The following is a 15,557-nucleotide window of genomic DNA, read 5'->3' on the forward strand; positions in this document are numbered from 1 at the left end:
CCGGACCGCGTCCGACGGGGTGATGCGGGGCACTAGATTGATGACTTCGGGCGCGCGCGCCCGAAGTTACCGGTCGGCGCTGGTCAGGGGACGAGGGACAGCAGATGGACACCGAGGGCACGTACGGCTCGCGCGACACCCGCTCCGGTAGCCCGGTGCCGCGCCCGGCGGGCCCGCCACCACCCGAACTGCCGCCGAGGCCGGAATACGCCCCCGCCTCCCGCCTCGCGCTGGGGGACTGGCTGCGCACTCCGCGCGCGGCGGCCGAGCCCGGCCTGTGGCGGTTCGGCCACACACCCCGGCCCGAGTCCGACCCCGACCGGGTGCCCGACCGGGCGCTGATCGGCGGTGCGATCGTGGCGCTGCTCGCCGCCATGCTGGTGTGGTCGCTGTGGCGCAACGGATATGTGCCGCACAGCCGGATCCTCCTCGAAGTGGTCACACCGTCCGACTGGTGGGGGCTCGAACGCCCCGCGGCGGCCCTGACCGCCCTCGCCGTCTACAACAGCTTGGTCGCCGCCCTGGTGATCTGGGGCTTCGGGCGGCTGGGCAACTGGCGCGAGGTGTTCCACCGGTACGCCGTCGACCACCCCCAGCCGGGCCGGGCGCTGGCCACCGCACTGGTCGGGGCCGTCCTCGTCTGGTGTTTCGCCAATGCCGACGAGCTGCTGCCCTTCGACGACCTGGCGCTGGGCCTGACCCCGTACTCCTGGCTGTACGGCGGCACGGCCGAGGAGACCCTGGAGCGCGTGGAGACCTTCAAGACGGTCTACCACCTGGTGGGCGCCGCCGCGATCCTGCTGCCGATCGCGCGGGCCGGCGGCTGGCTCACCCTCGCCCGGGAGCTGCGCGGCCGTGCGAAGCCCGGACCGGAACACGAGAAGGCGCCCGGTGAGAACCCCGCCGACTGGCCCCAGCTGCGCGCCGCGGGCCGGCACGAGGCCGCCGACCGGCTGGTGGCGGACGAGCGGGCCGGGCGGATGAACGACGTCGACTGCGTACGGATCCGGCGTGCCTGGCTCTCCGTGGAGGCCGACCCCGCCCGGACCGGCCCGTTCACCGACGCCGTGCTCGGCCGGGGCGCGGGGGCCTGTCCGCACCCTTCGGGCGACCGGGACCTGCCGGCCCGGGCCGCCACCCACGACCTGCTCACCTCGCAGGTGCGGCTGGGCCGGTACACGGACTTCGAGCGCAACCCGGCGGCCCGGCGGGGCGCGGGCGCCGCCGTCGACCCGGCGTCCCTGGGCTCCTCGCTGCTGGCCGTCGGGCCCTTCGGATCGGGCAAGACCCGGCACCTGGTGCGGCCCGTCGTGGAGTCGCTCGCCCTCCAGGCCCTCGCCGGGCAGGCCGTTGTGGTGGCCGTCTGCGCGACGGGCACCCCGCTCGGGCCCGACGAGGGCTACGACGTGGTGATCAGGCCCGGCGACGCCTCCTGTGCCCACGACCTCGACCTGTACAGCGGGACCGACGACGCCGACGAGGCCGCTGCCCTGCTCGCCGAGGCGATCGCGGGCGACCTGCCCGGCATCGACGCGCGGCGGGCCACGACCGCACTCGCCCAGCTGCTCGGCCCGTACCGGGCGGTCCACGACCGCTTCCCGTCCGTCCCGGTGCTGCGCGAACTGCTCGACGGCTCTCCCGGCGCCCTCGCCGAGCTCCGGGCCCGGCTCGACAGCGATGCGCACGGCTCCTACCTGCGCGAACTCGACACCCGGGCCCGGCAGGCGGGCACCCCCGGCGACCCGGCGGTCCTGCTCGCCGACCGGCTCGCCGCCCTGGACCGGCCCGCCTTCGCGGGCTTCTTCGACACCAGCGGCGCGACCCGGCCGTTCTCGGTACGCACCCTCGAACACCCGCTGCGGGTCCGCATCGACCTGCCCGAACGCGCCCACCCCGAGGCCGCCCGCCTGATCGCCCGGCTGGTGCTCGCCCAGTTCACCGCCGGGGCGGCCGCCCGCACGGACCGCTCGCTGTTCGCCTTCCTGGCCCTGGACGACGCCACGCACACCGTCACCACCGAGTCCGTACGGGCCGTGCAACGGCTGCGGAACTGCAACGCCGGAGTCCTGCTCACCCTGCGCGGGCTGGGCGACGTGCCGGAGAGCCTGCACACGGCGCTGCTCGGCTCGGTCGGCTGTCACATGACCTTCTCCGGCGTCACGACCTGGGACGGGCGGCTCTTCGCGCAGGCCTGGGGCACCGAATGGGTGGAGACCACCGAGGTCGCCAAGCACACGGTCTTCGCCGACCAGCCGCTCACCCGGGCCGTGCACGCCCTGCGCAAGCTCGTCACCGGCAAGGCGGTGACCACCGACGCGGTGACCGTGCGCCAGGTCGAGCGGGAGCGCTGGTCGGCCTCGGAACTGGCCCACCGGGTGCCTGCCGGACACGCGGTACTGTCCCTGACGACCGTGCGGGGGGAGCACGCGCCGCCACTGCTCGTGGATCTGAACGGCTGAGCGGTGCGGGACGCGGCCCCGGTCCTTGGGCGTGGTCATGCCGGACCCTGCCAGCCTGGCAGAATTGGCAGCAGCCGTTCATACGGGACGGCGAAAACCGACTCCCCGAGGTCCCACGGTCCCCATGCCCCTCACTCTCGCCTCGCTCGTCCAGCGTTCGGCGCTCAGACTCACCGTGCGCGCGGGGGCGGACCGGCTCGACGCGCCCGTGCGCTGGGCGCACGCCAGCGAGCTGACCGACCCCGTTCCTTACATGGAGGGCGGTGAGTTCCTGCTCGTCACCGCCACCAACCTCGACGCCGAGAACCCCGAGGCGATGCGGCGGTACGTGCGCCGGCTGGCCGGGGCCGGAGTCGTCGGCCTGGGCTTCGCGGTCGGCGTCCACTACGACGAGCTGCCGAAGGCGCTGGTCGACGCGGCCGAGGAAGCGGGGCTGCCGCTCCTCGAAGTGCCTCGACGCACCCCGTTCATCGCGATCGCCAAGGCCGTGTCCTCGGCGATCGCCGAGGACCAGTACCGGGCCGTGACGGCCGGGTTCGAGGTCCAGCGGGAACTGACCAGGGCCGCACTCTCCGGCGACGGACCCGGTGAACTCCTCACCCGCCTCGCCGCCCACCTCGACGGCTGGGCCGCGCTGTACGACGCGGCCGGCCAGGTCGTCGCCGCGGCCCCCGAATGGGCCGCCCGCCGCGCCGCCCGGCTCACCCCCGACGTGGAACGCCTGCGGGACCGCCCGGCCCCGGCCAGCATGGTCGTCGGCGGCGCCGAGGACCGGGTCGAGCTCCAGTCCCTGGGCACCGGCCGCCGGGTCAGGGGAGCGCTGGCCGTCGGCACCGGCGCGGCACTCGGCACCGCGGAGCGGTACGCCGTGCACTCCGCCGTCGCCCTGCTCACCCTGACCACCGCACGCTCCCGGTCCCTCCAGGGCGCCGAGCAGCGCCTCGGCGCGGCGGTGCTGCGCATGCTGCTCGCCGGCCAGCCGGACCACGCCAGGGCCGTCGCCGGCGACCTGTACGGGGGGCTGCTCGACGCCCCGTTCCGGCTGCTCATCGCGGAGGCGTCCGACCCCGCCACCCCCGCGCCGCTCGGCGAGGCGATGGAGGCGGCGGCCCTGAGGACCGGCGAGACCCTGCTGACCGTCCCCGAGGGCGACCGGCTCGTCGTCCTCGCCGCGGACGGCGGAGCGGCGGTCGCGGCCTGCGCGGCGTACGCGGAGGCCCAGGAGGCACGGACGCCCGCCGAAGGGGCGAGGGCGGAGGAGGGCCAGGTGGTCGTGGGTCTCTCCGCACCGGCGGGCCCGATCGCCGTCTCCGCCGCGTACAAGCAGGCCGAACAGGCCCTGTCGGTGGCGCGCCGCCGGGGCAGGGCGCTGGTCGAGCACGAGGAGCTGGCGGCCGGCTCGGTGCTCCCGCTGCTCGCGGACGACGCGGTGCGGGCCTTCGCCGACGGGATGCTCCGCGCCCTGCACGAACACGACGCCAAGGGTCGCGGCGACCTCGTGGCCTCGCTGCGGGCCTGGCTCGCCCACCACGGCCAGTGGGACGCCGCCGCGGCGGACCTGGGGGTGCACCGCCACACCCTGCGCTACCGGATGCGCCGGGTGGAGGAGATCCTGGGCCGCTCGCTGGACGATCCGGACGTCCGGATGGAGCTGTGGCTGGCGCTGAAGGCGACGAGCACCCCGTCGGCGCCGGAGGCGTAGCCGCTGCGCCGGAGCCCGCTGTTGCGTCCGCATCCGACAAAGCGGCGTGTCCCCGGTGCGCACTTCTCCACCCCGGACAAACGCCAGGGAGGCCGCGCGGCCCTACGGTGGGGGCAGGAAACCCCCACCGCTCCGAAGGGCCGGAACCTCCATGACTTCCACCCACGCCTTCTGGCTCGCCGGCCGCCAGGCCACCGGCGAGGACAGCTTCGACGTCACCAACCCCTGGGACGGCCGTCTCGTCGGCACCGTCAGCGTGCCGACCGACGCCCAGACCGAGGAGGCCGTCGCGGCCGCGCACGCCGTGCGCGAGGAGTTCGCCGCGACCCCGGCGCACGTCCGGGCCGCCGCACTCGACCACGTCGTACGGCGTCTGGTGGAGCGCACCGAGGAGATCGCCCAGCTGATCTCCGCCGAGAACGGCAAGCCCATCAAGTGGGCCCGCGGCGAGGTCGGCCGCGCCGTCTCGGTGTTCCGGTTCGCCGCGGAGGAGGCCCGCCGCTTCAACGGCGGCGACGCCCAGCGCCTGGACACCGACGCCGGTGGCACCGGCCGTCTCGGCCTGACCCGCCGCTTCCCGCGCGGTGCGGTCCTCGGCATCGCGCCGTTCAACTTCCCGCTGAACCTGAGCGCCCACAAGGTGGCCCCGGCCATCGCCGTCGGCGCCCCGATCATCCTGAAGCCCGCCCCGGCCACCCCGATCTCCTCCCTGATCCTGGGCGAGCTGCTGGCCGAGACCGACCTGCCGGCCGGTTCCTGGTCCGTGCTGACGGTCCCCAACGACCGGATGCCCGCCCTGGTCCAGGACGAGCGCCTGCCCGTGATCTCCTTCACCGGTTCCGGCCCCGTCGGCTACTCGATCATGGAGTCGGTGCCGCGCAAGCACTGCACCCTTGAGCTCGGCGGCAACGGCGCCGCGGTCGTCCTCGGCGACTACGCCTCGGACGAGGACCTGGACTGGGCCGCGACCCGTATCGCGACCTTCTCCAACTACCAGGGCGGCCAGTCCTGCATCTCCGTGCAGCGCGTCATCGCGGACGCCTCGGTCTACGACCGGCTCGTCCCGAAGATCGTCGCCGCGGTCGAGGCCCAGGTCACCGGCGACCCGTCGGACGCCGCCACCGACGTCGGCCCGCTGGTCAGCGAGGACGCCGCCAAGCGTGTCGAGTCCTGGGTCGACGAGGCCGTGCAGGCCGGCGCCCAGCTGCTCACCGGCGGCAAGCGGGACGGTGCCACCTACGCCCCGACGGTGCTCGCGGAGCTCCCGGACAACGTCACCCTCTCCTGCGAGGAGGTCTTCGGACCGGTGCTGTCCGTGCAGAAGGTGGACGGCGAGGCCGAGGCATTCGCGGCCGTCAACTCCTCCAAGTACGGCCTGCAGGCAGGTGTGTTCACGCACGACCTGCAGACCGCCTTCCGCGCCCACCGCGCCCTCGAGGTCGGCGGCGTGATCATCGGTGACGTCCCCTCCTACCGCGCGGACCAGATGCCGTACGGCGGTGCCAAGCAGTCCGGCGTCGGCCGCGAGGGCGTCCGCTACGCCATGGACGACTACACCTACGAGCGCGTGCTGGTTCTCACCGGCCTCGCCCTGTAGTCCGCGAACCGGATCGAACCGATCCACCGACGTCGCCTGTGTTCCGCCTGGACAGCACGACAGCAGGCGGCAGCGAGACGGCCTGAACCCAAACTGTGCGGGGGTTCAGGCCGTCTCCGCGTTTCCGTCGTGTCCGCCACCGCAGGCGGGTCGGTCGGGTGGCCCGCGACCCGATCGGCGTCCGGGGGATGGTGGGCGTGTCAGGATTCAGGTACATACGGACGAGTAGAGCCGGTTGGTACCGGTGGGCGCCTCCCACGCGGACCGGCCGCGTCCACCCACTCACAACGCGGCGAGGTGAGCTCCTCATGTCCGCACCATCCGCCCCCAAGAACACGCCCAGGGTCACCGAGCGTGAAGCGCGCCAAGTGGCCGAGGCCGCGCGCGAACAGGACTGGCACAAGCCGAGCTTCGCCAAGGAACTCTTCCTCGGGCGCTTCCGGCTCGACCTGATCCATCCGCATCCGATGCCGCCCCCGGACGACGTCCGGCGCGGCGAGGCCTTCCTCGCCCGGCTGCGCGAGTTCTGCGAGACGAGGATCGACGGCGCCCTGATCGAGCGCGAGGCGAGAATCCCCGACGAGGTGATCAGCGGTCTCAAGGAGCTCGGCGCGCTCGGGATGAAGATCGATCCCAAGTACGGCGGCCTCGGCCTGACCCAGGTCTACTACAACAAGGCCCTCGCCCTGGTCGGCTCCGTGAGCCCGGCCATCGGCGCGCTGCTCTCCGCCCACCAGTCCATCGGTGTGCCGCAGCCGCTGAAGATCTTCGGCAGCCAGGAGCAGAAGGAGACCTTCCTGCCCCGGCTGGCCCGTACCGACATCTCGGCGTTCCTCCTCACCGAACCGGACGTCGGCTCCGACCCGGCCCGGCTCGCCACCTCGGCCGTACCGGACGGGCCCGACTACGTCCTCGACGGGGTGAAGCTGTGGACGACCAACGGCGTCGTCGCCGATCTGCTCGTCGTGATGGCCCGGGTACCGAAGTCGGAGGGCCACAAGGGCGGTATCACCGCGTTCGTCGTCGAGGCGGACTCCCCGGGCATCACCGTCGAGAACCGCAACGCCTTCATGGGCCTGCGCGGCCTGGAGAACGGAGTCACCCGTTTCCACCGGGTCCGGGTCCCGGCCGCGAACCGCATCGGACCCGAGGGCGCCGGGCTCAAGATCGCCCTCACCACGCTCAACACGGGACGGCTCTCGCTGCCCGCCATGTGCGTCGGCGCCGGGAAATGGTGTCTGAAAATCGCCCGCGAATGGTCCGCGGTACGCGAGCAGTGGGGCAGGCCGGTCGCCCGGCACGAGGCCGTCGGCGCCAAGATCTCCTTCATCGCCGCGACCACCTTCGCGCTCGAAGCGGTGGTCGACCTCTCCTCGCAGATGGCGGACGAGAACCGCAACGACATCCGTATCGAAGCCGCCCTCGCCAAACTGTACGGCTCCGAGATGGGCTGTCTGATGGCCGACGAACTCGTCCAGATCCGCGGCGGACGCGGCTTCGAGACCGCCGATTCCCTCGCCGCCCGCGGCGAGCGGGCCGTCCCCGCCGAACAGCTCCTGCGCGATCTGCGGATCAACCGGATCTTCGAGGGCTCGACCGAGATCATGCATCTGCTGATCGCCCGCGAGGCCGTGGACGCCCATCTGAAGGTCGCCGGGGACATCATCGACCCCGACAAGCCCCTCTCCGCCAAGGCGAAGGCGGGCGCGAACGCGGCCGGCTTCTACGCCCGCTGGCTGCCCAGGCTCGTCACGGGACCGGGGCAACTCCCGCGCACTTACGGGGAGTTCAACCCCTCCGGCCACCCCGACCTGTCCGCCCATCTGCGCTACGTCGAGCGCGCCTCCCGGAAGCTCGCACGCTCCACCTTCTACGCCATGTCGCGCTGGCAGGGCCGGATGGAGACCAAGCAGGGCTTCCTCGGACGGATCGTCGACATCGGCGCGGAACTCTTCGCGATGAGCGCCGCCTGCGTACGCGCCGAACTGCTGCGCTCCTCGGGCGACCACGGACGCGAGGCCTACCGGCTGGCCGACGTTTTCTGCCACCAGTCCCGCGTCCGGGTCGAGGAGCTCTTCACCCGGCTGTGGTCCAACACCGACGACCTGGACCGGCGTCTGGTCGACGGCGTCCTGTCCGGTGCGTACACCTGGCTGGAGGAGGGCGTCGTCGACCCGAGCGGCGAAGGGCCCTGGATCGCCGACGCCACCCCGGGGCCGTCCGCCCGGGAGAACGTCCACCGGACCGTCCGCTGAACCACCGGCCGGGCCGGGCATCACGTTCGACGGCCCCTGCGTACGGAAGACGTACCCGGGATTCCACGAGGCCCGGGGTGCGTCCGGCGGATCACGGCCGGGGCCGCGGCGCCCCGCCCGCCCCGTGCACGGGACGCACTGTCCACGCCCACAGGCGGAGCGGCAACAATGGGGGGCATGAGCGACAGCCCTGCCCCCCTCGCCGACCCGCACCTCGTCTTCGACGCAGCCGAAGGCCGCCGGGATCTCGTCATCCTCGGCTCCACCGGCTCCATCGGCACCCAGGCCATCGACCTGGTGCTGCGCAACCCCGACCGCTTCCGCGTCACCGCGCTCTCCGCCGCCGGTGGACGGGTCGCCCTCCTCGCCGAGCAGGCGCGGCGGCTGCGGGTGCGCACCGTGGCCGTCGCCGCACCGGACGCCGTACCGGCCCTGCGTGAGGCGCTGCACGAGCAGTACGGGACGGGTGAGCCGCTCCCCGAGATCCTGGCGGGGCCCGACGCCGCCGCACAGCTGGCGGCGAGCGACTGCCACACCGTGCTCAACGGAATCACCGGCTCGATCGGACTCGCCCCGACGCTCGCCGCACTGGAGGCGGGCCGCACGCTCGCGCTGGCCAACAAGGAGTCGCTGATCGTCGGCGGCCCGCTGGTCAAGGCGCTGGCGAAGCCCGGCCAGATCATCCCGGTCGACTCCGAGCACGCCGCGCTCTTCCAGGCGCTGGGCGCCGGTACCCGCGCCGACGTACGCAAGCTCGTGGTCACCGCCTCCGGCGGCCCCTTCCGGGGACGGACGAAGAGCGAGCTGGCGGACGTCACACGCGAGCAGGCCCTCGCCCACCCGACCTGGGCCATGGGACCGGTCATCACGATCAACTCCGCCACCCTGGTCAACAAGGGGCTGGAGGTCATCGAGGCCCATCTCCTCTACGACATCCCGTTCGACCGGATCGAGGTCGTCGTCCACCCCCAGTCGTACGTTCACTCCATGGTGGAGTTCACCGACGGCTCCACCCTTGCCCAGGCCACGCCCCCGGACATGAGGGGCCCGATCGCCATCGGCCTGGGCTGGCCCGCCCGTGTCCCGGACGCCGCCCCCGCCTTCGACTGGTCCAAGGCGTCCAGCTGGGAGTTCTTCCCCCTCGACAACGAGGCCTTCCCGTCCGTCGGGCTGGCCAGGCACGTCGGCACGCTCGGGGCCACCGCACCGGCCGTCTTCAACGCCGCCAACGAGGAATGCGTCGACGCATTCCTCGCCGGACGGCTGCCGTTCAACGGAATCATGGATACGGTCACCGCGGTGGTGACAGAACACGGCACCCCCGCCACGGGAACTTCGCTCACGGTCGCAGACGTCCTGGAAGCGGAGACCTGGGCACGCGCCCGGGCCCGTGAACTCTCGGCGAAAGCGACAGCGGAGGCGCGCGCATGAGTATTACGACGGTCCTGTTGACGATTCTGGGCATCGTCGTCTTCGCCATCGGTCTGCTGTTCTCGATCGCCTGGCACGAGCTCGGGCACCTGTCGACGGCCAAGCTCTTCGGTATCCGCGTCCCCCAGTACATGGTCGGATTCGGGCCGACGATCTGGTCGCGGAAGAAGGGCGACACCGAGTACGGGATCAAGGCCATCCCGGCCGGCGGCTACATCCGCATGATCGGCATGTTCCCGCCGGGAGAGGACGGGCGCCTGGAGGCGCGGTCCACCTCGCCGTGGCGCGGCATGATCGAGGACGCCAGGTCCGCCGCCTTCGAAGAGCTCGAACCGGGTGACGAGAAGCGCCTCTTCTACACGCGCAAGCCGTGGAAGCGCGTCATTGTGATGTTCGCCGGACCGTTCATGAACCTGGTCCTCGCCGTCGCGATCTTCATCGGTGTGGCGATGACCTTCGGCTTCCAGACCCAGACCACCGAGGTGGCCGGTGTCCAGAAGTGCGTGATCGCCCAGAGCGAGAACCGCAACACCTGCAAGAAGTCCGACCCGGTCTCGCCCGCCCAGGCGGCGGGACTCAAGAAGGGCGACAAGATCGTCGCCTTCGACGGCCAGAAGGTCGACGACTGGGCCACGCTCTCCGACAAGATCCGCGACACCATCGGCCCCGCCAACATCACCGTCCTGCGCGACGGCCAGGAGCAGACCCTCCACGCCGTGCTCAAGGAGAACGCGGTGGCGAAGAAGGACTCCAAGGGCGAGGTGATCCCCGATCAGTACATCCGGGCCGGCTACCTCGGCTTCGCCGCCCAGACCGAGATCGTCCCGCTCTCCTTCGGCGACTCGGTCGTCCGCATGGGAGACATGGTCGAGAACGGCGTCGACTCGATCATCGCCCTTCCGTCCAAGATCCCGGGTCTGTGGGACGCCGCCTTCGGCGACGGCGAGCGGGCCGCGGACTCCCCGGTCGGCGTGGTCGGCGCGGCCAGGATCGGCGGCGAGGTGATGACGCTGGACGTACCGGCGCAGAACCAGATCGCGATGATGCTGTTCCTGCTGGCGGGCTTCAACCTCTCGCTGTTCCTCTTCAACATGCTGCCCCTGCTGCCGCTCGACGGCGGGCACATCGCCGGAGCGCTCTGGGAGGCCCTGCGCCGCAATGTGGCACGGGTCTTCAAACGCCCCGATCCGGGCCCCTTCGACGTGGCCAAACTGATGCCGGTCGCCTATGTCGTCGCCGGGGTCTTCATCTGTTTCACACTGCTGGTGCTGGTCGCCGACATCGTGAATCCGGTCAAGATCTCCTGACCCACCGAGCATCTCGTGCACCACGAGTGACGGCCCGGCACACAGTGTGTGTCCGGGCCGCCGCTTTTCTGTGGTGCTCCTGGACGTGGTGTGCTCCGGGCTGCCGTCGGTGCCGTAACCTCGAAGGCCGGAGCCCGCCGATCTCGGGACCTCGATCCACACCTTGGGGATGCTCAGCGCATGACTGCGATTTCTCTCGGAATTCCGTCCGTTCCGACCAAGCTCGCCGACCGGAGGATCAGCCGCAAGATCCAGGTCGGGTCGGTTGCCGTGGGCGGGGATGCGCCGGTGTCGGTGCAGTCGATGACCACGACGCGGACGTCGGACGTCGGTGCGACGTTGCAGCAGATCGCGGAGCTGACGGCGTCCGGCTGTCAGATCGTGCGGGTGGCGTGTCCGACGCAGGACGACGCGGACGCGCTGGCGACGATCGCGAAGAAGTCGCAGATCCCGGTGATCGCGGATATTCACTTCCAGCCGAAGTATGTGTTCGCGGCGATCGACGCGGGCTGCGCGGCGGTGCGGGTGAACCCGGGGAACATCAAGCAGTTCGACGACAAGGTGAAGGAGATCGCGCGGGCGGCGAACGATGCGGGTACGCCGATCCGGATCGGCGTGAACGCGGGTTCGCTGGATGCGCGGTTGCTGGCGAAGTACGGGAAGGCGACTCCCGAGGCGCTGGTGGAGTCGGCGCTGTGGGAGGCGTCGCTGTTCGAGGAGCACGGTTTCCGGGACATCAAGATCTCGGTGAAGCACAACGATCCGGTGGTGATGGTGAATGCGTACCGTCAGCTGGCGGCTCGTTGTGACTATCCGTTGCACCTGGGGGTGACGGAGGCGGGGCCGGCGTTCCAGGGGACGATCAAGTCGGCTGTGGCGTTCGGTGCGTTGCTGTCGGAGGGGATCGGGGACACGATCCGGGTGTCGTTGTCGGCGCCGCCGGCCGAGGAGGTCAAGGTCGGTATCCAGATCCTGGAGTCGCTGAATCTGCGTCAGCGGCGGCTGGAGATCGTGTCGTGTCCGTCGTGCGGGCGGGCGCAGGTGGATGTGTACAAGCTGGCGGACCAGGTGACGGCGGGTCTTGAGGGCATGGAGGTGCCGTTGCGGGTGGCCGTGATGGGCTGTGTCGTCAATGGTCCGGGTGAGGCCCGCGAGGCGGATCTGGGTGTTGCTTCGGGCAACGGCAAGGGACAGATCTTCGTGAAGGGCGAGGTCATCAAGACCGTGCCGGAGTCGAAGATCGTCGAGACGCTGATCGAAGAGGCCATGAAGATCGCCGAGCAGATGGAGAAGGACGGCATCGCCTCGGGCGAGCCCGAGGTCTCCGTCAGCTGAACCCATGACCCGCACCGCAGCGCCCCGCCGGACGGCCACCGACCGGCGGGGCGCCGCCGTGAGCGACCTCACCGAGCACCGCGGACCCTGTTCGCAGGCGCGGGCGGCACGGATCAGCCGCGTCGGTTACAGTGCGGAAATCAGCAGACCGTATGGTGAGGCCCCCTCGTGTTGACGCAGACCACCACCCGGGTCCTCGAACCCGGCGACCTCGGTGCCGCTCTCGCCGTCCTGGAGAGCGAGCCCGTCGCCAACGCCTTCGTGACGTCACGGGTCCAGATCGCGGGGCTCGATCCCTGGCGCCTCGGCGGCGAGATGTGGGGCTGGTACACCGGCGGCAGCCTCCGCTCGCTCTGCTACTCGGGCGCCAACCTCGTCCCCATCTGCGCCACCCCCGAGGCCGTCCGGGCCTTCGCCGACCGGGCTCGCAGGGCCGGCCGCCGCTGCTCCTCGATCGTCGGCCCCGCCGAACCCACCGCCCAGCTGTGGCGGCTCCTCGAACCCGGCTGGGGCCCCGCCCGCGAAGTCCGGGCGAACCAGCCGCTGATGGTCACCGAGAGTCCGTCCGCCGACATCACCCCCGACCCGCTGGTCCGCCGGATCCGCAAGGACGAGATGGACGTCGTCATGCCGGCCTGCGTGGCGATGTTCACCGAGGAGGTCGGCATCTCCCCGCTCGCGGGCGACGGCGGGCTCCTCTACCAGGCACGCGTCGCCGAGCTCGTCGGAGCCGGCCGTTCCTTCGCCAGGATCGAGAACGGCAAGGTCGTCTTCAAGGCGGAGATCGGCGCCGCGACCCCGCAGGCCTGCCAGATCCAGGGCGTCTGGGTCGCCCCCGAACACCGCGGCCGCGGACTCTCCGAAACGGGCATGGCGGCGGTCCTGCGCTACGCGCTGGCCGATGTCGCCCCGGTCGTCAGCCTCTACGTGAACGACTACAACACCCCCGCGCGCCGGGCCTACGCCCGGGTCGGCTTCCGGGAGGCCGGCGCGTTCATGAGCGTGCTGTTCTGACCCCCCGGCCGTCGGCGCCACCGACCCGTACCCCGTACCCCGCCCCGGCCAGTAGGGTCGGCGCATGGCAGCAGATTCCGGGGGCGGCCCCCGCACTCCCAGCGTCCGGATCGGGCCCATCGATCTCGCCGCGCGCGTGGACGAGGCACTCGCCGTGCAGGCCGTCGCCTTCGGTCTGGGTCCCGAAGAGATCGAGGTACGGCGCCACATCGTCCTCAGACACCTCGACCACCCCGATGCCCGCGCCCTCGGCGCCACCACCGCCGACGAGCGGCTCGTCGGCTTCGTCTACGGCATGCCGAACGAACGCGGCCAGTGGTGGTCCACCGTGGTCGAGCCCTACCTCCGCGCCACCGGCTGCGTGCACTGGCTCGACGACTCCTTCGTCATCACCGAGCTGCACGTCCTGCCGCGGTTCCAGAACCGGGGCATCGGGCGCAGCCTGATCACCACCATCACCGACGCCGTCGACCAGCCCCGGTCCATCCTCTCCGCCGTCGACACCGAGAGTCCGGCACGTGGTCTGTACCGCAGTCTCGGCTACCAGGACCTGGCACGTCAGGTGCTCTTTCCCAGTGCTCCCAAGCCGTACGCCGTGATGGGAGCGCCGCTCCCGCTGCGTCGCAGGGGCTGAGAACGCGGACAATGGATTTCCGCCCACCCGTGCCACCCGGCTAACCTCCTGCACATCAACCTTTCCGAGCAGGAGTTCACCATGGCCCAGGTCCAGCGCATGTCCCGATTGATGATCAAGACACTGCGCGACGACCCGGCCGACGCCGAGACGCTCAACCACAAGCTGCTCGTCCGGGCCGGTTACGTTCGTCGCACCGCGGCCGGAATCTGGACCTGGCTGCCGCTCGGCAAGAAGGTCCTGGAGAACATCACCCGCGTCGTCCGCGAGGAGATGGACGCCATCGGCGGCCAGGAGGTGCTGCTCCCCGCGCTGCTGCCCAAGGAGGCGTACGAGGCGAGCGGGCGGTACGACGAGTACGGCGAGCTGCTGTTCCGGCTCAAGGACCGCAAGGGCGCCGACTACCTCCTCGGCCCCACCCACGAGGAGATCTTCACCCAGGTCGTCAAGGACATGTGCTCGTCCTACAAGGACCTGCCCGTGATCCTGTACCAGATCCAGACCAAGTACCGCGACGAGGCCCGCCCCCGGGCCGGCGTGCTGCGCGGCCGCGAGTTCCAGATGAAGGACTCGTACTCCTTCGACACCACCGACGAGGGTCTCGCCGAGGCGTACCAGCTCCACCGCGCCGCCTACATCCGGATCTTCGAGCGGCTCGGCCTCGACCACCGCATCGTCTCCGCCGTCTCCGGCGCCATGGGCGGCTCGGCGTCCGAGGAGTTCCTCGCGCCCGCCCCGGCCGGTGAGGACACCTTCGTCGACTGCCCCGCCTGCGACTACGCGGCCAACACCGAGGCCGTGACCTTCAGGGCCACCCCCGCGGACGGCTCGGCGCACGGCCCCGTCGAGGAGCTGGACACCCCCGACACCCCGACCATCGAGACGCTCGCCGCGCACCTCGGCGTCGAGGCCTCCGCCACCCTGAAGAACCTGCTGGTCAAGGTCGACGGCGAGATCGTGGCCGTGGGTGTGCCGGGCGACCGCGAGGTCGACCTCGGCAAGCTCGGCGAGCACCTCGCCCCCGCCGTGGTCGAGCTGGTCACCGCCGAGGACTTCGAGGGCCGCTCCGACCTGGTACGCGGTTACGTCGGCCCGCAGGGCCTGGAGAAGGTCCGTTACATCGCCGACCCGCGCGTCGCCCCCGGCACCGCCTGGATCACCGGCGCCAACAAGGAGGGCAAGCACGCGAAGAACGTCGTCGCGGGCCGCGACTTCGAGGTCGACGACTACCTCGACGTGGTCGTCGTCGAGGCGGGCGACCCCTGCCCCGAGTGCGGCACCGGCCTTCAGGTGGACCGCGCCATCGAGATCGGCCACATCTTCCAGCTCGGCCGCAAGTACGCCGACATCTTCTCCCTCGACGTCCTCGGCCAGCAGGGCAAGCCGGTCCGCGTCACGATGGGCTCGTACGGCATCGGCGTCTCCCGTGCGGTGGCCGCCCTCGCCGAGCAGACCGCCGACGACAAGGGCCTGTGCTGGCCCCGGGAGATCGCCCCGGCCGATGTGCACGTCGTCGCGGCGGGCAAGGCGCTCCAGACCGAGCTGGCGCTCGACGTCTCCGAGAAGCTGAACGCCGCGGGCCTGCGCGTCCTGGTCGACGACCGTCCGGGCATCTCGCCCGGCGTCAAGTTCACCGACTCCGAGCTCATCGGCGTACCGAAGATCCTGGTCGCCGGCCGCCGCTCGGCCGAGGGTGTCCTGGAGCTGAAGGACCGTCGCACCGGTGAGCGCGAGGAGCTCACCGTCGACGAGGCGATCGCCCGCCTCACCGCCTGACACACCGGAAAGCCGCAGGCCCCCGCGCACCGCGCGGGGGCCTGCGG

At 71.5% G+C, this 15,557-nt stretch carries 10 protein-coding genes; all 10 read left to right on the plus strand.

What is annotated here, in order from left to right; all coding sequences use genetic code 11:
* The first annotated feature begins 104 nt into the window (after positions 1–104).
* The 10 genes from IE107_RS23420 to IE107_RS23465 all read left to right on the plus strand — a co-directional run bounded on the left by IE107_RS23420 (position 105) and on the right by IE107_RS23465 (position 15,510).
* Positions 105–2,459 carry an ATP/GTP-binding protein gene (locus IE107_RS23420; RefSeq protein ID WP_189545956.1) on the plus strand — a complete coding sequence of 785 codons (2,355 nt, stop codon included), beginning with the start codon at positions 105–107 and terminating at the stop codon, positions 2,457–2,459.
* Between the two features lie 124 nt (positions 2,460–2,583).
* Entirely contained in the window at positions 2,584–4,161 is a 1,578-nt protein-coding gene (locus tag IE107_RS23425) for a PucR family transcriptional regulator (protein ID WP_189545958.1), read from the plus strand.
* 151 nt (positions 4,162–4,312) lie between these two features.
* Positions 4,313–5,758, plus strand: coding sequence for an aldehyde dehydrogenase family protein (locus IE107_RS23430; RefSeq protein ID WP_189545959.1), 1,446 nt, complete (start codon positions 4,313–4,315; stop codon positions 5,756–5,758).
* 308 nt (positions 5,759–6,066) lie between these two features.
* Positions 6,067–8,013 (plus strand): acyl-CoA dehydrogenase family protein, encoded by a 1,947-nt coding sequence (locus tag IE107_RS23435; RefSeq protein ID WP_189545960.1) that lies wholly within the window; start codon positions 6,067–6,069, stop codon positions 8,011–8,013.
* A 177-nt stretch (positions 8,014–8,190) separates the two neighbouring features.
* The gene (dxr, locus tag IE107_RS23440; RefSeq protein WP_189545961.1) at positions 8,191–9,444 is read left to right on the plus strand and encodes a 1-deoxy-D-xylulose-5-phosphate reductoisomerase; all 1,254 of its coding nucleotides are present in this window, start codon (positions 8,191–8,193) and stop codon (positions 9,442–9,444) included.
* Entirely contained in the window at positions 9,441–10,751 is a 1,311-nt protein-coding gene (locus tag IE107_RS23445; protein ID WP_189545962.1) for a M50 family metallopeptidase, read from the plus strand. The genes dxr and IE107_RS23445 overlap by 4 nt, the downstream gene beginning before the upstream one ends.
* Before the next feature lie 180 nt (positions 10,752–10,931).
* Entirely contained in the window at positions 10,932–12,086 is a 1,155-nt protein-coding gene (gene ispG / locus IE107_RS23450; protein ID WP_189546043.1) for a flavodoxin-dependent (E)-4-hydroxy-3-methylbut-2-enyl-diphosphate synthase, read from the plus strand.
* Between the two features lie 168 nt (positions 12,087–12,254).
* A complete protein-coding gene (locus tag IE107_RS23455; RefSeq protein WP_189545963.1) occupies positions 12,255–13,100 on the plus strand; it encodes a GNAT family N-acetyltransferase in 846 nt (281 codons plus the stop codon).
* Between the two features lie 64 nt (positions 13,101–13,164).
* A complete protein-coding gene (locus IE107_RS23460) occupies positions 13,165–13,734 on the plus strand; it encodes a GNAT family N-acetyltransferase (protein ID WP_189545964.1) in 570 nt (189 codons plus the stop codon).
* Positions 13,735–13,815: 81 nt separating this feature from the next.
* A complete protein-coding gene (locus IE107_RS23465; protein ID WP_189545965.1) occupies positions 13,816–15,510 on the plus strand; it encodes a proline--tRNA ligase in 1,695 nt (564 codons plus the stop codon).
* Positions 15,511–15,557: the final 47 nt, after the last annotated feature.

This window comes from Streptomyces gelaticus, from assembly GCF_014649535.1.
In the GTDB taxonomy this organism is placed as follows: domain Bacteria; phylum Actinomycetota; class Actinomycetes; order Streptomycetales; family Streptomycetaceae; genus Streptomyces; species Streptomyces gelaticus.